Annotated in this window: 19 protein-coding genes and 1 pseudogene; 6 read left to right on the top strand and 14 right to left on the bottom strand. The window is 34.3% G+C overall.

Features of this window, described 5'->3' with window-relative positions:
* Window positions 1-10: 10 nt before the first annotated feature.
* The 6 genes from NST45_RS00100 to NST45_RS00075 form a co-directional block, all read right to left on the bottom strand.
* The gene (locus tag NST45_RS00100; RefSeq protein WP_036681337.1) at window positions 11-814 is read right to left on the bottom strand and encodes a heteromeric transposase endonuclease subunit TnsA; all 804 of its coding nucleotides are present in this window, start codon (window positions 812-814) and stop codon (window positions 11-13) included.
* A 573-nt stretch (window positions 815-1387) separates the two neighbouring features.
* Window positions 1388-1888 carry a Mov34/MPN/PAD-1 family protein gene (locus tag NST45_RS00095; protein WP_051491186.1) on the bottom strand — a complete coding sequence of 167 codons (501 nt, stop codon included), beginning with the start codon at window positions 1886-1888 and terminating at the stop codon, window positions 1388-1390.
* Complete coding sequence (locus tag NST45_RS00090) at window positions 1888-3711, bottom strand: ThiF family adenylyltransferase (protein WP_036681335.1); 1824 nt, start codon at window positions 3709-3711, stop codon at window positions 1888-1890. The genes NST45_RS00095 and NST45_RS00090 overlap by 1 nt, the downstream gene beginning before the upstream one ends.
* Window positions 3704-4828: a hypothetical protein gene (locus tag NST45_RS00085; protein ID WP_036681332.1), complete on the bottom strand. Its 1125-nt coding sequence runs from the start codon at window positions 4826-4828 to the stop codon at window positions 3704-3706. The genes NST45_RS00090 and NST45_RS00085 overlap by 8 nt, the downstream gene beginning before the upstream one ends.
* An 18-nt stretch (window positions 4829-4846) precedes the next feature.
* Window positions 4847-6367, bottom strand: a complete 1521-nt coding sequence (locus tag NST45_RS00080; RefSeq protein ID WP_036681329.1) for an SAVED domain-containing protein — start codon at window positions 6365-6367, stop codon at window positions 4847-4849.
* A gap of 78 nt (window positions 6368-6445) precedes the next feature.
* The gene (locus NST45_RS00075; protein ID WP_036681325.1) at window positions 6446-6727 is read right to left on the bottom strand and encodes a hypothetical protein; all 282 of its coding nucleotides are present in this window, start codon (window positions 6725-6727) and stop codon (window positions 6446-6448) included.
* An 832-nt stretch (window positions 6728-7559) separates the two neighbouring features.
* On the opposite strand from NST45_RS00075, the gene NST45_RS00070 reads away from it, so the two are divergent.
* Together NST45_RS00070 and NST45_RS00065 are read left to right on the top strand one after the other, a co-directional pair.
* Complete coding sequence (locus NST45_RS00070) at window positions 7560-7781, top strand: hypothetical protein (RefSeq protein WP_051491185.1); 222 nt, start codon at window positions 7560-7562, stop codon at window positions 7779-7781.
* A 12-nt stretch (window positions 7782-7793) separates the two neighbouring features.
* Window positions 7794-8690: pseudogene (locus tag NST45_RS00065) on the top strand (IS4 family transposase); the annotation flags it as partial.
* A 348-nt stretch (window positions 8691-9038) separates the two neighbouring features.
* Here the strand turns inward: NST45_RS00065 and NST45_RS00060 are convergent.
* The 7 genes from NST45_RS00060 to NST45_RS00030 all read right to left on the bottom strand — a co-directional run bounded on the left by NST45_RS00060 (window position 9039) and on the right by NST45_RS00030 (window position 14290).
* On the bottom strand, window positions 9039-9758 hold the full coding sequence (locus tag NST45_RS00060; RefSeq protein WP_036681316.1) for a hypothetical protein: 720 nt from the start codon (window positions 9756-9758) through the stop codon (window positions 9039-9041).
* Between the two features lie 645 nt (window positions 9759-10403).
* Window positions 10404-11555, bottom strand: coding sequence for a cysteine desulfurase family protein (locus tag NST45_RS00055; RefSeq protein WP_162164268.1), 1152 nt, complete (start codon window positions 11553-11555; stop codon window positions 10404-10406).
* Window positions 11556-11635: 80 nt separating this feature from the next.
* Window positions 11636-12061, bottom strand: coding sequence for a hypothetical protein (locus NST45_RS00050; protein WP_036681312.1), 426 nt, complete (start codon window positions 12059-12061; stop codon window positions 11636-11638).
* Window positions 12062-12074: 13 nt separating this feature from the next.
* Window positions 12075-12518: a hypothetical protein gene (locus NST45_RS00045; protein WP_036681309.1), complete on the bottom strand. Its 444-nt coding sequence runs from the start codon at window positions 12516-12518 to the stop codon at window positions 12075-12077.
* 132 nt (window positions 12519-12650) lie between these two features.
* A complete protein-coding gene (locus tag NST45_RS00040) occupies window positions 12651-13190 on the bottom strand; it encodes a hypothetical protein (RefSeq protein WP_036681307.1) in 540 nt (179 codons plus the stop codon).
* The gene (locus tag NST45_RS00035) at window positions 13191-13772 is read right to left on the bottom strand and encodes a MauE/DoxX family redox-associated membrane protein (protein WP_036681306.1); all 582 of its coding nucleotides are present in this window, start codon (window positions 13770-13772) and stop codon (window positions 13191-13193) included.
* A 20-nt stretch (window positions 13773-13792) separates the two neighbouring features.
* Window positions 13793-14290 (bottom strand): hypothetical protein, encoded by a 498-nt coding sequence (locus NST45_RS00030; RefSeq protein WP_036681303.1) that lies wholly within the window; start codon window positions 14288-14290, stop codon window positions 13793-13795.
* Between the two features lie 561 nt (window positions 14291-14851).
* Here NST45_RS00030 and NST45_RS00025 point away from each other — a divergent pair.
* The gene (locus tag NST45_RS00025) at window positions 14852-16651 is read left to right on the top strand and encodes an ABC transporter ATP-binding protein (RefSeq protein ID WP_036681301.1); all 1800 of its coding nucleotides are present in this window, start codon (window positions 14852-14854) and stop codon (window positions 16649-16651) included.
* A 1051-nt stretch (window positions 16652-17702) separates the two neighbouring features.
* Here NST45_RS00025 and NST45_RS00020 read toward each other — a convergent pair.
* Complete coding sequence (locus tag NST45_RS00020; protein WP_036681299.1) at window positions 17703-18125, bottom strand: hypothetical protein; 423 nt, start codon at window positions 18123-18125, stop codon at window positions 17703-17705.
* A 212-nt stretch (window positions 18126-18337) separates the two neighbouring features.
* Here NST45_RS00020 and NST45_RS00015 point away from each other — a divergent pair, with 212 nt between their 5' ends.
* From NST45_RS00015 to NST45_RS00005, 3 genes are all read left to right on the top strand, one after another.
* The gene (locus NST45_RS00015; RefSeq protein WP_051491182.1) at window positions 18338-18781 is read left to right on the top strand and encodes a hypothetical protein; all 444 of its coding nucleotides are present in this window, start codon (window positions 18338-18340) and stop codon (window positions 18779-18781) included.
* Between the two features lie 126 nt (window positions 18782-18907).
* A complete protein-coding gene (locus NST45_RS00010; RefSeq protein ID WP_305953623.1) occupies window positions 18908-19159 on the top strand; it encodes an ATP-binding protein in 252 nt (83 codons plus the stop codon).
* A 171-nt stretch (window positions 19160-19330) separates the two neighbouring features.
* A complete protein-coding gene (locus NST45_RS00005; protein ID WP_305953624.1) occupies window positions 19331-19528 on the top strand; it encodes an ATP-binding protein in 198 nt (65 codons plus the stop codon).
* Window positions 19529-20318 lie beyond the last annotated feature (790 nt).

Genomic DNA, 20318 nt, shown 5'->3' with positions numbered 1-20318 from the left:
TTCACCACCTCTATTTTATAGGTTTCTCTATCACCAAAGGAGCGCTTTCACGTATTAATACGTTCATATCTGTTATCCAACGCTTATTAGCGAGCATATGTTTAACCATAAACATTGACGTTCCTGGTTCTAGACCAATATTCTGATCGCACTTTAAACAACTCTTGCTTATTGATAAGCGTTGATCATTTTTAATCAATAATTCAAATAAAGGTTCAGCAATCATATTTACCATTTCGTTATCCAATCCTGGACGTACATCTGGCCGCTTTGCATCGTGCAACCAGTCAATATTTTTTATGAAATTAATAGGTCTTCCTACATCAAATACAACTTTCCACTGAAGGCCGATTTCTTTATAATAACGCCTTTCAATTTCAAATAACTCAAGCGTCCTTTTGGTCAATTTATTAGTTGGCTTAAACGTTCTGGCTACATCCTTTACTCCATTCTCACCATTTGGAACTGTTAACATAAAATCAGAAGTCTGAACTACATCTTGTCCCTTTAGATTCGCATGAATTATATTTAACTTCTTCGCTATTCGTTGTGTTTCTTCAATTGGAAGGGGATATTGCTCTCTGATATCTATAACTTGATCTGTCCAATCCTGTACAAGCAGGTATTGATACTCATATTTGGACAGTGTATGATGTATTCGATTTGAATGCCACCCTGGAGTACGGGTTAACCATCCCTCTGATGCCACTTTATTATCGTTCGCTTGAATAAAAGGAATGTAGTCTGCCCCTCTGCCTTGCCCTCTTCCATCCTTAAGTCGATTTACATGAGTTCTATATACGGTGTTTGTCATCAAGCTAACCTCCTCTTAAAACATAAAGACGCATAACTAATTTGTTATGCGTCTCTGGCTGCAGTATATGTACCCCATTAACCTCAGTATCCTATTCTTAAACAAGTAATAATGAGGATATATATTGTCAGAAATTCAAGAAAATAATTTCAATATTTATCATATTTTTATAGAGTTTCTCTTCGTACATGAAAAATAATTATCTGCACAATAATTAACGAGATCTTCACGAGTCTTCTCATGAATTTTTAGCAGTTGATTTAAAACAAAAATTCGTTGGATATAATCTTCAGCAAACGTGAACAATTTCCTTTTGTATTAATCTATTTGATTTTGTTGTTTCCGAGTTATTACATATAAACTCAGTAAATTGATGCAACTTATAAACGTCATCTTTAATTCATCGCTAAGCACCTCACTGGGGCTCTATCTCTATTATCTCCACCTCACATTAATTAAAACGCTCTAAGAGAAAACTATCTAAATAAATACTTGAATGAACTCGAATAAAGGACACCCATCGGGTGCCCTTTATTCGAGTCACGTCTCAGATACTTAACTTAAACTTCTATTCTAGATTATTTCCGGTAAGTACTCATTAAGCTCTATCGGTTTCTTATTTTTCATAAAAATACTGATAGAAACAGAATACCTTTTTCGAGGGTTTCCTCCAATGATAAGTAATATGGGTTCTGGACAGTTCATTGACTTATTATTAGAAATTGAGTTCATTTGCTTGGAATCAATTAAGCTCATTTTACTTGATGCAAAAGGATGAAAATGCCATTCCCCCACATAATAGGCCTTGTCTAACTTCCATAAGGTATTAAGCCAATCTTTGAGACCTTGTACTCCTCTATAAAATCTAGTTCTTGTTTGTTTTGAATCGATAGGGGCAGGGCTGCTCTTTATAATAACTGCCCTATTCAACGCATCATCATAGTATCCGGCCAGAATACCACCTGTTTCTAATTCTCCGCTTAAGGTACATTGAGCTAACATAAATGTTAATACATCGTCACTAAATTCAATCTCAAGATTGCCTTCAATATCTCTGTATCTATGAACAAGCATTAAAACACCTCTCGTTGCTTTAGTAAAACACCTGCGGATAATCCATCTATATGTTGTTGTTCATAAACAGCAAAGATGTTGGGACCAAATGGTTTAAGCCACCATGCCTCGATTTCTTTTATTGCTAGACCTGCCATCATCCAAATGTCATCTGCGCGAGCAGGAAATAGAGGATGATAACATCCTATACCATCCCTAGGCAAGATGATGTCTTTATTCTCTTCTCGCTCCAATTCAATCCACGGCTTGAGGAAGTTGTAGAAAGACTGGCGAGGAAAGGGATGCTTATTGGACAAAAAGATAAACATTCTTTTTGCTCCAAATCCTAGTGATACTGAAACGAATCTTTTCGGAATCGTCCAGTCAAAGGAATATAAATGATCAATAACTGCATCACTTCCTGTAGTATCTATAATGATATCTTGACTCTCCAGTACCTCCACTTCATCGTCGCTTAAATTGGGAAAAGCACTATTGATGGCTACAGACCAAGTGTGTACATTATTGTAATTGATTCTATATGATAATGCCTCAGCCTTTTTCATGGATAAGTGATTAATACCTAGCGTATGTCGAGATAAATTACCAACTTTTAAAATATCTTTGTCACAAACAATTATTTTAGAAATACCTATACGAGAAAGTAGTTCCCCGATGGCTGAGCCAAGAGCACCCGCACCGATTAAAAATACACCATCATGATGTGTTTTCTCATTTATACTCCCTCGGCTAAGCACGGATTCTTTACTCCAGTTCTCTGTGCGAACATACCTTAAGCTCTTATCTGGATGTAACAGATTTATGCGATCTCGTTGAAAATAGAAGTCATTTGCTCTTCTGAATCCGGTAATCTTGTTTACCTTTTTGGCTAACTTCCCAATTTCTATACTTATCCAATGAACAATTACATTCTGCTCTCCGACTAATTGAGGAATTTGAAATCCAAGCAATAGGTAATTGTGTTGTTCCTGTTCTCTAAAGATATACATGTGCCTGTATATTTCTCGCCATAAGTCAAAATGATGTTTCTTGCAAATAGCTTCTAATTCCTTTATTGTTTTAGGATAATACCAAGGTTCCAATATAGGCTGAAATGGAAGTAGCAGCCATACCCCATTATGATGTTTAGATTCTACACCAGCATGAACAAGTTTCCCCCACTCATATTCATGTATTACATTCGACTTATTATCCAAAAACGCAGACACGAATAAGATATTTTGATATTCTGATATTTCTTTAAGGGATACCCACCCAGATCTGTTTCTCATTCCATTCCAATAACTAATATTCTTTTGCTCTTCAGCAAAAACGATTTGCAACTCAGTACTAAAGTGTACGTGTGGTAATTCGAAAAAATCTCCTGGTCTTGCTAACGAATGATTTGAGGCATTGAGTAACCAATTTTTTAATCGCTCTACATGCCACGAAATACGCTGATCTGCATCCATCTGTTCTTCAGTATCTGATAATAATTCAAGTAAACCATTATCCCAATCAGTACAAATCTTACCTAATCGCCAAGGAATTTCATTTACTTCTTTATTCTCATTCATATGCTGATAGGTTTGAGTAATACTATTGACTTTGTCCGGATATATACCAATAGATCCTCTCGGATAAAGAGGATCTATTAACATATACCAATTCGTAGTGTGGGGAATAGATTGTCCATCTACCCCTGATACATTTATACTAAACTGGAGAATCCAATTCTTAAAATCCCCATACCAATAAAGGTCTTGGAGTTGCTGATATCCTTCAACAGTTTCTAATTGGGTACACCCGATTAATATACTTTCCGGTATTGAAGGATTATCCAAACCGTCCACCCACAATATCAGAGCTAATTGGGCTTTCTCTTTTTGAAAAAACTAGAGAACTACTCTGGTTATTAGCTGTTGTAGCTTCAGATGTCGGAAATTTCGAACCAAAGAGTTTATTCCATTCTTCGGCACTTTCTTTAACAGTGGTGGCATCTGATGCTTTTCTAGCAATTTCTGCAGCTTTTTTAACCAGCTCATAAAACTCTCCGTATTCTTCTTCAGTAATTCTGCCCATTACATCATGCTCTGGTACGCCGTGATCTGACATAACCGGCTTTGTTGAATAGTTATTCACTATAGCCTCCAAAACCTCGGTTACACCTTGACCAACACTTTGTATTCCATCTGGGCAACATAAACCAATGAGATGCTCCAGCGGATATCCTTTTGGATGTTTTGGCACATTGTTTATTCTTCTCCACCACTTTAGAGCCTTAACTACGTTGACGTAATGCCGGTTACATGATTTATTTTTTTCTTGTGTCCATTTAATTTGTGCCAGGGGATCTGTTTGTTTCCATTCCTCAGCGTCCCTATCTGGAATCCAAAGAGGAACTGTTTTCCACTCTGGTTCATTAGCATTCGAATAAGTCTTAAAAATAGAGCTTGTTTCTATTGTTTCATTCAGAACTTCCCATGACCCCTTCAATGACCACGTTTCAATATCTTCCAGTGCACGCATATCAGTAACGCTAGCTGACTCCAAAATACCTTCTTCGCTCTCTGAGGGTGCGGCTGTTATGACAACATCTAAATCTACATAACTTAAGGAAATTCCTATAGAACGACCTTGAATTTGATATTTTCCTGCGTAATGTTTTTCCATAAATGGTTTTAATACATTGATAGCATCTTCTGGATTACTGTATTCCTCCATACTCAATTTAGTCACCAAAATTACATCTACATCTGAACGGCTATCTCCCTTTGGACGAACAGCAGTAGATCTCCGATAACTTCCTTGCAGGAATGTACTTACAATAATTTTAGACATATCTTCATCTTCTTTTAATCTTTTTCTTAACGTAGTATGTCCTTTGATTAAATCATTGACTTGATTTTCAGTTAAACGAATTTCTTTAAGAAATCTAGCAAAGTAAGTAGGAATATTCACAATAACACCTCCGAGTGTTTAAACAGGTAGTATAAGTGAAGGGGAATATGATCCATCCCCAGTAAAATTATGTTCGTATAAAATGATCTCCGGGATATTTGCAGCTTGTTGAGCAAGAAAGAAAACAAAACCACCAGGAGCAGCAATGAAAAAATGAACCTTACCTTTTCTCTGTTTCGGATTACGTCTATCTAAAGTCCGAATGACCTGTTCTGCTAATAACCAGGCATGTGTACCATCTTGAATTGCCTTAATCCCCTCTAAAGGTAAATAAAAATGATACGACGATTTTAGAGTTAATTTATTCTCCTCATTGTACCACTCAACATGAGATTTAACATTCCGAGTTATACTGATAGCAACAACTGTATCACCTTCAATAGGAGAGTTATCTGTATACTCCTCATTGAACATTGGATAAACTGATGTTATTTCATGAGGTATATCCGGGATCCATGCAATCAAACCATCTCCACGCTGAACAGGAAATGCCTTGACACCTGATTTTGGATTAAGAATTAAACCAGCAGCAAATGTTATAGAAAGATGTGTATTGAATTGAATGAGGTATGCATTACCCGGAGAAAAGATTTGTTTTGAGAACTCTACTAATCTAGCGTAAATATCTCCATTCCAACTTTTATCTGATTTAAGTAATCGTCCATCAAAATTTTCACTAAGACATAATAGATGGTTTGTTTCTTCCTCCAGAGTTTCCGTATACGGAAGAAAACTGCGAATTCCTACAGGGACATCATCTTTGTATAATAGCGGTTGGCCTGTATACAATCGCTCTGTGCGACAGAGCTTAAGAAGGGAATCTTTATTAAAGCGTTTACTTCCCTTACTTGCACAGTTTACTATCAAATCATTATAAGGATTTACAAGAACCTTAAAATCAAGAGGTTTGAGTCCTGCTAGCATTAATTTAGTATTGAGTTGTTCCTTGATTAACGAGGAAATGCCTGGTTTGCTATGTTGAATACGAATAGTACTTAAAACGGTACTTAGTTCCGCCTCATTATCTAACTTCAAATGTTGCATCATAGATTTTCGAGCTAAGGCCATTTTACTCTTTTGTTTTCCGTCAAATATCGCATTCAAGTGTAGTTTATTATCATGATTGTCCAATAAAACTTCTAGTAGGTCGCCTTTTTTTATATTCCATGGTGTAATTAAATGAAATCGTGCTGTAGTATAACCTTGTTTCAGAGCATCGTGTACACGATTTAAGAAGGAGTGTGTAGAGGCATTAATAAATGAAGGATCAATGAGGTCCAATAGTTCTATCTGTTGCGAATTCTTAACATGATATTTCACCTGATAAAAGTCCAAAGTAATTTCATCATCGATGCTGTAATCCCCTCTTATAGGTTCAATATATTCAACTACAACATCGTCGAGAGATTTAATACGATCATCCTCGTATGATACTTCCTTAATATTGGTATCATTATGGAGCAACTCAGAAGCAAACAACCAAAAATACAGATTCTGATATGTCAAACCAGCATTAATTGCATCAATTGCTTTTCCCATATATCACAGTCCTAAAAGTAAATTGAAGAACTTATGTTCCCTTAATAATTATCTCACAACAACCTTATATATTCAAGCCTACTCTGCTGGTTTTCTAACCTTCTGAATTACTCCTCTTAGATGACCAATGAATATTTGATTAGGATCTGCTGGATCATATTTTCGGTGGACTGCTTCGTTTAGCTCATGTACGATCATCGCAAAATCCCTCGCATTAGGATTAAAGCCGCAAGTTCGTTTAATAGATCGATAAAATCGTATTAATAATTCTTTTGTTTTATCGAGTTCATAGCCTAAACATTGCAAATGTTCTAATACATCTCGAATATATGGTCGATCTAGCATATGAGTGTTAAGCAATTATTCCCCTCCTTAAAGCTAGTTGTTATAGATTACAGCAAATTCTGTAGGATCTAAAACAAAGTTTTCTCTATAATTTCATTTCAAAGTAAACAATTATGAATCCCAGTTATTACATCCTAACTCAGCATATTAACATTCTGCTTTGTATAATATGATCTGCTGCTGATAAGTTTCAGTACCCCCATGGTGTTTTCATAAATATTATTTAGTTGAAAATTTATATTTTAGGCAAAAAGGTATGACTATTTATAATATATTATCTCCTACTCTATAATTAATACACGATTAATACTAATTAAATTTTGCATCTTCTTTTACATATAAAAACACAACACCATTTGATGTTTTATTCTTCTTAGAATACGGTTCGTTAAATCTTACAATTCAGACTTCTTTAATGTCTCTTGAACTCATAATCTGTCTAAAAAATCTTTGAATTTTCTCCTCAGTAGTTGCGGTTCTTCAGCTGCGACAAAGCGCCCACACATATAACTATTTCCTACTGACATTGTACGAAAATAGCTTTTCAAAATACTCCTGTGGAGGTCATCCATGCGCTTGAGTAATCGTCAAAGAACCACCGTGAGGAACAGTGAAATTTTCGAAATACCCTGGAAATTTCATATGTTTGACGTCAAAATAAAAACGGTTCGACGAATTCATCGTTTGTGTGTGCCAACAAATCAACATGGTAGACTACGTGAAGTTTACGGTGAAAAAAAGATATAAATGATACAAGTGTGTTGATTTACCAAAAAAAGGGACAAGAAGGGCCGCCATTTCGGGTAATGGTAAGTACCACCAAACCAAACCGAAATGAGGCGACCTCATGAATAAATATACCCAATTTTTTGCTGTTTTCAAACAAGTGTTAACAAAAGAAGAAATTCAAACTGTGATCGGTCAAACCAAAGACTACGTAGAGACAGGAACCAAAATGACTGTCGGTTTGTTGTTCGATTACTTTGTTCAAGCCAGCTGTCACGGATGGAAAAGCTTCCGTCAAAGTGCCAACATGGGCCCAAGCTTCGACTTGCCTAAGGTTAATTAATCCACACTTTCCGACAAAGCCGGTGAGGCCCCTTATGATATCTTCAAACGTATGTTTAAAATGCTCGTCAAGAAATGTAATCGTCAAACGCGGCGCCATCTGAACTTTCCCAAAGATCTTCTATTAATTGACTCCACTACGGTCACGGCGGCAAACTCTCGAATACCTTGGGCTCCGTATAAAAAATTCAGAGGGGGCATTAAGCTGCATGTCGCCCTGTCTCATGACCAGTGTACACCTTTAAACGTGGAGGAATCGATCGCAAAGCGCAATGACGCTCCGTTTGGAGAACTTTTGGCAGATCCTAACTACATTTTGGTGCAGGATCGGGCATATGGAAAAATAGGCGGATTGGATCAATATTTACTCGTTGGCCAGTCGTTTGTGATTCGGCTCAAAGACAATCTCCATTTGGTGAAGCCGAGAAAACTCAATCGACCGGCAGAAGGAGATACGAAAATTGTACGCGATATCACTTGTTATATCGGTCAGGGGAAATGCCAATCGGCCAATCGGCACCGGGTTGTTGAATTTAAAAATAATAAGGGTGAAGTCGTGCGGGTTGTGACCGATTTGAGAAAAGAGTCCCCCCACGTTATCGCTGAGATTTACAAGGTACGCTGGCAAATTGAAGTCTTTTTCCGGTGGATTAAACAGCATTTGAACGTGCCTTGTCTATTTGGAACGACAGAAAATGCGGTATATTGTCAGTTATTTGTGGCCCTTGCCGTCTATGTGCTCCTGAAATACGTTTTTGATCAAATTCATCCCAAAGTGCCTACCTTTGCTCAACTGACCTTTTGGGAATTTATGCAGTATTTGCGGATGTTTAATCTTCCGACGGAGTGGCAGGTTCAGTTTAGCCTGCTCAGGAGTAAAGGGGTTTTCGGTATTTTTGCCACCCCATAATGTGGTAAATCAACACGCCTGTAAATGATACAACATTCATTACAAAGTGAACCCCCTCTAATTAAGAGGCAATATAGTCGGGATACATTCTATTAAACTGCCTATTTAATAAACATAATCAGCCGATCACGTTGAGTGATCGGCTGTCTTCTTGTTTTATAGAACTAACGTTTCGCGTTAGCTCAATCGTCAAAATTCTCTACGTGCCAGAAATCTACTTCACTAAATAGTCCCCATACTGAATAATAGCAAGATTATTCCCCATTCATCAGTCCATGAATAAATATGTAAAGAAAAATAGAACTCACTATTAATGTCCAAAATACGATTTAAAGATAGAGAATACGGCTACCGTTCAATCACCAGAAAAGGAAGCTCTCCCCTTTTATCTAGCAATTGATTAAACTTTTGATTCGAGAGATCTCGCCACTTCTTATTTTCACTTTCAATTATTTTTTTAACTTCGGACCAAGGAGTCGAAGGGGCGAGTTTACGATTCACATAACGGTCAATGTCCAATGTATGTAAGTTATTAAAATTACGATAGCGATTGTTATGCCAAATATGTTCTTTTTGCAGATCAAAAATTGTAGCCAGCTCAATATTTTTGGAATTTACTGTATTCTCATGGTGAAGAGTAAATAGAATGTATCTGCAAGTAGTAAAAGTCAATTTAGTATTATCTCCAAAGGGACTATTATTCGTAACGGCCTGATCCTTTATTTCTGCAAAATATTGAGACGAGACCGAGGTCTCTGTTATTTGTAAATTGATTTTATCGTTAATAAGTATTCCTTCTTCTCGTAGCTTGTCGCTTTCTAATAGATGAAAATGACAATTCGCATGAGAAGCTACATCGAAAGCATTCACATTTGATGTGTGTATTAAATCAATAAGAACATTGCCTTTTACGTTCCCTCCTGTTATTGTTCGTAAGACGAACACGCTATTGTTCAGTAACCCTCTTCCGTGGTCATTATTAATGTCAAAAGTAACAAAGTCATACCGATAATCAGGTTTTAGCTTTAAAGGTTCTCCGTAGTCTAACGAAATTGTTAAATCATACATTCTTCATACCTCCTTAATTTAAGTTACTTTAATTCGTATTGGATCAACGCGTTAAATCTCCTCCAATTTCCAAGTGATTTTAATCTTAACCCGTCCGTTAGCGTAATATGTTGTGATCAGTTTAGTACTATAATTTCTCAGGCTTCAGGCTGTATCTACATTATTCGAGTCTATTGAATATTACGTAGCTAAAAGAGTCATCATACTGGTTAGTAAGATCCATGGTATGAATCTCTTGTAAGAAAGATTTTCATAGACAATCTAAAGATCAGTGTAAATCATTCTGATGATGCCATACAATGACCCAATATCGTGAAATCCTACGGGCTCTATAGTCAAGGAATCAGTCAACGTTATATCGCTGCCAGATGCGCCTGCTCGCCCTCAGGCAAAGAAGGGTCGCCTACAAGATTAAGCCATCGTCTTTGTGGCGGCTTAATCTAATAGGCGACCCTCGAAAAGAACATGAATCAATTCCTGGAGGTTAATGATGCCAAGGTACGATGACAGTATGAAACATTATTGAAAAATCCTTCGTTCAGAAGTCGGTTATGATGACTACTTTTCAACACAAGGAAAGCACTTTGTCTCTATTCATTTTTCTACCGTCCAAATTTGTATAACATCAGCTGCCATGAATATGAATTAAATAATGTACTTCTTTCCTGATTTAATTTGGCTTACTACATCGTTTAGTATAGTTATAAAGTATTCTACTTCCTCAAAACTAGTTCTTTCACTAAGACTGATTCGTATACTGCTAGAAGAAATCTTTTCGTTATTTGTCATCTCCATTAATACTCTACTTACCTTTTTTGATTTTGAAGAACATGCTGACTGGGAAGAAACAATTAAACCCCGAACAGAAAATAAATGTATCAATACCGCTGATGTTACACCCGAAAAAGAAATATTTAATATATGTGGAGATGAAAGTGGTGTTTTGGGACTATTAATGATTATATCCGGAAAATCTTGAAGCTTCTCCAGCATATACTTGTATAACATGTAAATATGTTTTATGTTCAATTCTAGATTTTCATAGGAAATTTTTATAGCCTCAGATATACATAATACCCCTGTAACATTAGTAGTACCCGACCTTAGTCCATACTCTTGATTCCCTCCAAAGATTAATGGTTTAATACACACCAAATCTTTCTTTATTAAAATTCCAATTCCTTTAGGAGCACCAATTTTATGTCCTGAGAGTGTATACATATCAATATCATCTAAACTCAACGGTATTTTTCCGAAGCCTTGTACTCCATCTACATGAAAGATAATATTTGAATCATAGGATTTAATAAGAGCACCTATTTCCATTACAGGTTGTATTGAACCTGTTTCATTGTTAACATGCATAATACTGATTAGAGCTGTATTTACATTAATATGCTTTATAACTAAAGAAGTATCTACAATCCCATTCCTGTCAACAGGAATAAAGGTGACTTCAATTCCTGCATCCTGTAATTCTTTGCAACAATTAAAAACTGAGGAATGTTCAATGCTTGTTGTGATTATATGAATAGGTTTTTTTTTATTATCCATTAGCCATTTTATAGCTCCTAAAATTGCTATGTTATTGCTCTCAGTAGCTCCTGAAGTAAATATAACTTCAGAGGGTTTAACATTTAATATAGAGGAAATTGTCTCTCTAGATTCTTCTACTAAATTACTTACTTCATATCCCATAGAATGTGAAGACGACGGATTAGAATAATATTCTTGCGATGTTTTAAGCAAAAGATCATATACCTGTGGGTATAATGGGCTAGAGGAACAATAGTCCAAATATATATTATTAATTTTTAAACGCCTCCATATTTATTAATAAGTAAAGGTTGTCACAATCGGTAGATACCTTTATATCCTTAGAAAGTTTTACCTGTGTTATGTAGAATAAACTTTTCTATTAGAGCATCAATGTTGATTATATTTCCTGATTCAATGAAATTTTTATTTTCACCAAGTATAATGTATGAAGGATGTGTTTTAATTTGAAAATCTTTATACATTTGTTCTTCAGTAATAGAAATAATCGAAATTTGATCTAAGAAGGCCTCTCCAATTTCTCTATTCTCCTTTTTGTCTCCATCGGAAAAAATAATTAATGGTAAATCTGATATGCTTTTCAACTTATTTAAGTTAGTCAATAATTCAATGCATCTAACACAGTAAATAGATATAAATATTAATAATGAAGTCTTTCTGAAAGTTGGATTATTTAAATCTATAACATTACTATTTTGATCTTTATAGACCTTCCTCGGTTTGATTTGTGCTATATTTTTATTCATTTGGCAACCTCCACTATAACCGACTGAAATTGATATTTTTAATTTCTTCATGGCGATTTATAGTTCCTTTAGAAAGAATTATTCCTGCGTTTGATAAATAAAAAAAATATGGTAGCAGTTTGACATTATATTTTCTCGTATCTTTTATAAGATAATAATTACTAATCGATGCAAATATATTCTCATCTAGACTTCTAAGTTCATTCTTTCCTCCCTTTATAAATAAAATAAGATCTTTATCTCCTAGATCATCTTTAATTTCCTTTATCATAGAAAGAATATCCAGACATAACAAGCATGAAGTTGATAAGAACAAAACAAGAATCCCATTATTATTTAATTCTTGTTTATTATTTTTTATCGGGAAGATACTTCCCACTCTAAAGTCTTGTCCATTTTTCTTACGATTTAATTTATCTTTAGTCTTTTTGTAAAATTCAGCTATGGTAAGTGACATTATAAAATTACCACCTCAATTTTTTGAACTAATTTACTATATAAAGAAGGTATTATCCCGAATTAATTACTTATCCTGATATAGAACAGTACAAATGGTGCTTGTGGTAAATGGCAATATAGAAAATGAAAATCATGAGACAGACAATGTAGGTATTAAGTAATTTTTCAGTACAATATTCAATCCATGTGAATGTTGAACATCCAAATAATTAATTAGATGATTTCGGTTATCTAATAATAATATTGTAGGAGTTACATGGACTAAATAATTATCAAATATAACTTTAGATTTAATATAATGGACATCATCTGTTATTTTAATTTCTAACTCATCCTTTCCTACAACAATTATTCGCAATGTTTTAAAATTGGAAGATATAAGAGAGATATTCGATAAAACCTCATGACAATAAACACATTGGCTAGAGGAAAAAATAATAAGAGTATTATTATTCATTGAGTTTTCAGCTAAAGAAATAAGCCGCCCTACTTGATCCTCTTCTCTAAAAAGAGGCACCTTTTCACCTATTTTTAACTTATCAGGTATTAGTTCACTCTGATTGTTGATTCTTAGCTTTTTCAGGAAAGTAGATACGAATTTTGATAAATAGAAAATAAGAACAGCCTCAATAATCACAGTAATCCATAGAAGAACAATTGCTGTTTCCACTTATATTCCTCCCCTAAAAAGACGAATAGTTTTATACATATTTAATAAATTAGATGTTGTCTGATAAATAAATGTAGAAATTAAAGAGAAACAAAAAAAATATATATAGTTAAAATTATATATTTGATCTATTGGATGTTGATTTGTTAAAAATAGGTCTATATTCCCAAGTAAGTTTTCACGGATTAACAAAACAAAACAGATACCAATAAAAAAACAATTTCTAATTATAACTAACCAGGATGCTTCTTTATCACCTAGTATTCCACCACAGCCGCAAGATACCTTCTCCTGTTCTTTTGATAAGCTTATTACGGCTGCTATGGCATAAATAAAAAAGAGAGAGATTGCCACTAGAAGAAATTGATTAATAAGAATCCCAAAAATAAAGGACACTCCAATAAAAATCTCTAAAATAACATCAAATATAGCGATGAAATTAACCAGGTTTTTAGGAAAAAAACCGTATCCTTCAATTTTGTACTTATGTAAGTTTAAGTTTTTATTTTTCCCGTAACCAGAAGTTAAGAAAATTAACCCAAGAAAAATTCTAAGTGAAAACATTAGACCTTCATAGTACACTAGGACCCCTCCAATTATCCTTAAGATGATAATGCTTTATAAACGTTATAAGCTTCCCTTGAAGTCATGAATAGACGCTCTATATACAATTGTGAGTTCACTAGAGCTATCGATGGAAATGACAAAGTTATATCTGCTGGTAGATTATCTTTAGGAGAGGCTTCAACAATTTCAAAAAATTTACTATAGGTTCTAATAAAGTTATGCACAGATTTCTGCTCTCCAAAGACTAGAACCTTGACTGGAACTGCTCCAAATTTCTTATTCAAATCTATTAAATCTTCAAGTTCAGGAAAACAACTAGAACAATTTGCATCAGCAAAAAAAACCATAAAATAACCTTCTAAAAAAATATCATAGTTACTGTAAAGTGTATTAATCTTTTTTCCAACTATAGGGGGATTTGATTTTATTAAACTATTTGTTGTAAGGTACAATAATTCTTTTTTTAGCGATTTAAAAGAAATAATTATTACCACTAAAAAGATTATAAAAATTGAAACAGGTCCATAAAGCACAGTATTATTGATCTCGCTCCCTCCCCGATAAATCTATTTAATTATTTTATATGATAGAATTTTATGTTCGATATGTCAATCATTTACTTTAATTGAAAAAAAGTATATAGTAGAGGCACACCTTTTGTAATAACAAAAAGAAACAAAAATTTGATGACAAGGTGGTTTTTTAATGGAAAATTTATTTGGTAAACTTCTTGGATTTGACGGTTCGGCTTCACCTATGGGCGTTGTTTGTACTAACAAAAAGGTTCAACAATCTTGCCAGCCATACAACTGCCCTCCAGCATCTTCAACAGGAAACATTTTTTATGTATGGGTAGATGCTTACGACGGATCCTACTGTAATTCAACAATGACTCAAACATGTTGTTATTACTAAGACCAATTGTAATTTTTTAACATCAGATGTTCAACACTACAAAGTCCTCTTAGTTTTCTAATTAGTATACTTGAAGAAAAACGAGCCTTAGAAGTAATTCTAGAGGCTCGTTTTTCTACTCATATTTTACCCATTAATAGCATGCAACACAGAAAAACATTTAAAGAAGGTGACAAAAAGTGCGATCTTCAAATATATATAAAGTTCTGACAATCTTAATGAATGGAAGTAAAACTTGGCTATTTTTCAGTGTATTTTTTGCTCTTATTTCTGGTGTTGAACCCATTATTTCTTTGATACTCTCAAAAAAACTTTTAGATACTATCATTAATTTAATAGATACCAAGGAATTTCATTATCAAACAGTATTAATAATAATAACCCTTCAATTTCTCATAATTATTTTTCTATCATTTCTGACAAAAACACAGAACTTTTTAACAAAAAAAACCGAAAATAGTCTCGGACTAAACATAAAGAGCAATATCTTTTCTAAAGTTTCAAACTCCCCTCTCTCACTTATAGAGAATCACACTTATCAAAATAATCTTTCTAGAATTCAAAGTTCATCTGGCGAAAGGTTTTTGGCTCCTTTAACAGAAATATTTAGTTTAATTAAAAACCTAATTACAACAATATCAATTGGAGCATATTTGCTCTCTCTCCATTGGATCTTCTTATTAATCATATTAATAAATACTACTGCTGCGCTTATCGTTAATATTAAATTTGGTTATAAAAGATTCGAATTATTCAGATTTCACTCTATAACACAAAGAGATATTGGATATACATCAAGACTGATACTAGAACCTCAGTTCGCAAAAGAAATTAAAATGTTGAATTTACATAAATACTTAATTGATCGTTGGAGTCGAAAATACGAAGAAAATAGTAAAGATTCACTCAAGTTATTTTCTAATTTTCAAATCGCTACTTTTATGGCGGATATTTTAAAAGGAATATGTTATGCCATTAATTTAATCTTAGCAATAAATATTACACTGAAAAAAAATTACAAAATAAGTGATTTTGTCGTTATTACACAAGCAATTGTTCAAATGCAGAATTCAGTAAACTCTATAACTACTAATATTTCAAATATTTTTGAAAATGGACTATATTTAAAAGAATATTTCTCATTTATTGAGGAAAAGCATATTTTAGCTGATGACACCTCATTAATGAAATTCCCTAATTCAATCAAAAAAGGAATTACTGTTAATCATCTTACTTTTAATTACAATCAAAACTCACAACCAGTTCTGAATGATATAACTTTGAATGTTAATGTTGGTGAAAAAATAGCTATTGTTGGTGAGAATGGCTCTGGCAAATCCACACTCGTAAAATGTTTATTGGGGATTTACCCCATCTCACAAGGAGAAATTTTAATAGATGATGTTCCAATCAACAACTTTTCACAAGACGAACTCAATAATAATATTTCTATATTATTTCAAGATTTCATTAAATATCCCTACACCGTTTCTGAAAACATAGGTTTTGGTCAAATTTCCCAGATTAAAAATTCCGAGTTAATCAAAGAAGTCGCTAAAAGAACCGGTGCAGATTTATTTATCGATAATCTCAAGATGAAATATGATACATATTTAACTCAAATATTATATGAAGGTGAAGATCTATCCGGAGGGGAATGGCAGAAATTAGCTTTATCTCGTTCAATTATGCGAAATTCTCAGATATTAATTTTGGATGAACCAACATCAGCGATGGATCCTAGGTCTGAAAGTGATTTTTATAAAAATTTCCGGGAAATATGTAATGATAAAACAACGATTTTCATATCCCACAAGTTAATATCCTTAGATTTTGCTGATAGAATAATTGTTATGAAGTCTGGAAACATTATTGAGAGCGGTTCTCTAAGTGAACTGTTGGAAAAAAACGGTGAATTTAAAAAGTTGTATTCTTTACAAGCAAGTCAGATTACACAAAACTATTTTTCTTTAGTTTGATAAAGTGGTGAATTTTTCAAATTGCAAAACAAGATATTATGTGTCAAAGTTTTATCCGAGGTTTATATTTTAGGTTTGCTAGGGTTTGTCAATAATTTTGTGTAAACTTTTTGAAACTATATAAATTGTGTAAATAAGATTGAGGATCTCATATGGATATGGACAGCTCCATTAAATTTGAGGCATCGTTCCAAAAGCGTCAAAATAGCCCGTATCTTGATGTCAAGGTGTAGGCTATTTGACGCTTACAAAAATGTTACCTACCGATTTCTTAAATTATAGCAGGTTTGCTAGGTACCGTTTTTTGATCTCGCTCAACAGTGACACCGTTCAACGAATTGAAACACTCTGTAACACGATTTTCAGTGTTTATTGTAGACGATTACATGTTTTAATAAAAAACTAGTAACTCCTTAGAACTTCTCACTCGGATTTGGATCAAGGATCATTTCACCAGTGCGTTTTCTAAGAAATTTCGCATGCTTACTTTAGGCTGGTTGGACGGTCATACACTCCTCCCCTTGAACTTCGTCTTGCTAGGTTTCATTAAGACTGAACTCCACGGGAGCTCCCAGGAAATTGACAAGCGATCTTCTGTATCAAACGGCGGAAAGAAGCTCTGCGTGCTGCCCAGATCTAGCTTCTGAATCGTGAGATATCACCACAGGTGTTTCAACGACTTACGTACTCTTTGATAGTCTTTTTCAAATGAGCCAACCCTTGCTGCGCCTTCAAAAAGAGTTCCAAGGTCGCCCTACGATCTGCTTATTAGCCAAAACACAATTGCCTTTTCTCGTTACATGTTTTTGGCCTGACTGCATTGGCAAAGCACCCATAAACGTACGCTCGAAGGAATGTTTTATTTACTTTGCCATGTAGCCTGTACCCTGGTGTGATCATTGAATTTATAGAAAATAGTGGAATTAATGAAAGAAATCACCTACCAAGTAGGTAAAAAACTATCTGCTAAAAGTCAAATTTAGCTTTGGATGAATACTTTACCCGGCAAAAACAGTGGTGCTGCCAATTTAAATTTGCAGCACCATGTTATTTATTTCAGATCTATATTCATGCACTCTAGATGCTTACGTTTATTTTGGTCTAACCAAGAAATTAATACTTCGAATTCTTTTGCATTTTTATCGATGAAAAATCGAGTAAACTCAATTGTCTCATTAGATTTAACCGGAAAACTAGTTGGGTCAATTAATATTATCTTTTCTTTACTTTCTTTTTCCACAGAACGATAAAATTCAAATGTGGCGTCAAGCTTCTCTTTACTCAGGTTAGTTGCTGTTAATTTATAGCTTTTGTATTTACTGGGTTCGGGTGATGGCAACATACTTGTATTAACTTTAACAGCCCATTTTCCTGAGGTAATTGTTTTAGGTAAATTTGAATGTGCTGAAACACTAAGGCTCAGAATATTGTAAACCAAACAAAAAACAACCAATATTACTAATTTTTTTCTCACTGTACACTCACTCCTTTTTTTATAAATTATAATTCTCCAATCTTCATTAAACTATTCATGAAAAAATTCGTAATTTCACTCATCTGTTTATAACCCTAACTAAACACACTAGCCTTGCGCCGAAACTGACATGAAATTCATAGGTTGAATTAATTTCATTACTATGAATATAATGTTCTTCATTCACTGGCACTCCCTAGAAAAATCCCCTAATGTTAAGGAAGAATAGTCAAGTTACCCATCCCTCATCAAAAGGAAAGCCAGGACAGGACAGCACTGTAAGAGATCACACGCCAGAAAATCATAAGAAATTTATTCAATGGAATGTTAGTCGCTTTATCTCGTGGGCAGAAAGCGTTGGTGCTTATACAGCCTCTTGTGTTCAAGCAATTCTATCCTCATATAAGGTCGAACAACAAGGCTACAGAAGCTGCATGGCACTCCTTAAACTTGAAGATAAGAACAGCGTTGTTCGCCTCGAAATAGCATTTGCCAAAGCATTTTCCTACACCCCTAGGCCTAGCTCTCAAAATATCAAAACGATCTTAACTACCAGTCAAGATCGGCTCGAAACAATAAATGAAGTTAAGCCACAACCACTCTCTTCTGAAAACCATGAATTCGTTCGTGGTGCAGATTATCACGGGAGGGGTTAAACCATGTCACATGAACCTACGTTACGCAAACTTTACGAAATGCGACTCGCAGCAATGGCTGAGAACTATCAAAATCAATTATTAGTTCTAAGTTTTTAAACCCTAAATTTTTAAAAACACTTTGAATTGCTAGTAGATATTGAATGGTCCAGACGCAAGAACAACCGTCTTACCTCACCAATTCGAAAGAAGGATTTTCAACAAAGCAACGCCTGTATTGAGGATGTTGAGTATCGTGCTGACCGAAAACTTGACCGGACGCAGATCCTTCGTTTAGCCACAGGCTCTTATATTCAAGATAAACTTAATAACATTATCATGGGCACATCCGGTGCAGGAAAAACCTATTTGGCCTGTGCATTCGGTACTGCTGCATAACGTAATTTCTATCCGTTTAAATAAATTCGTTTGCCTGAACTAATAAATGAATTGGCAGTAGCTCGAGGCGAGGGTATTTATAAACGAGTCATGAAATCCTACAAAAAAGTTCCCCTGTTAATTCTAGATGAATGGCTCCTAGTTTCGTTAAAAGAAATTGAGGCCTGAGACCTGCTTGAGATCGTAGAAGCACGCCATCAAATTGGATCAACAATTTTCTGTTCACAATTTACTCATGCTGGTTGGCACGGTAAAATTGGAGAAAGTACACTGGCAGACGCTATTCTTGATCGAACCGTATACTCATCATACACGATCACACTTGAAGGCATGGAATCGATGAGTAAACGTAAAGGACTTATAAATTAACTAGCCAAATCATCATCACGGAGCCGCCACTCGAGGGTGGCTTAATTTTTCCGAAGAACTGGCTCACTCATTACGTGAACGATGGCTCTATTTCATCGAAATATTCACTCTAGTAATTTTTTAGTCAATCACGATATTTTCTTTTCACAACAGTTACGGATGTTCTCTTATCAATGAACACGGAGAACCTATTTAACATTTATTTCATCTTCTTTCTTTAGTTGATTTTTTCATGACATAAGAGTAACAAACAAGCCTCACAGTTTTCTGTGAAGCTTGTTTTATCAAGTCTATACTTGTTTTTCTTTCTAAGTACAAAGAACCAAATCGTACATGAAACAAGTGCAACTGTACCAATAACAATCATACTATTTTGCAAAATTATATTGGAAGTATCTAACAATCCTCCTGGAATGATGATATCAAGAAATAACATAAAGAACATAAAAAACAAAAAGACTAAAAATACAATGAAGGCTGCGTACTTCGATTTCCAATACACATACGATAGTAGAATATACATACCATATGCTAGTAGAGCTACAGAATCCGATGCGATTTTACACGATAAATCATAACGCATAAACCCAATACTGCAAAAGCTTGAATTAATAACATTACATTTTATGTTTGTACATTTGAAATCACCTCAAAATAGGGCAATCAGCAATTCCTTTGGTTTGATGAGACTTTACTCAATCCATTAATAATAAAATTACAGATAACGTGTCTAAAATCATGTCAATTTATTTTGAAGATAGTAATTTGACTCCACAAAATGATTGTTACA

It is taken from the genome of Paenibacillus sp. FSL R7-0163, assembly GCF_037969975.1.
Classification (GTDB): Bacteria; Bacillota; Bacilli; order Paenibacillales; family Paenibacillaceae; genus Paenibacillus_AQ; species Paenibacillus_AQ odorifer.
Note: the sequence above shows the minus strand (reverse complement) of the source record. Positions and strands in the feature narration are given on the sequence as shown.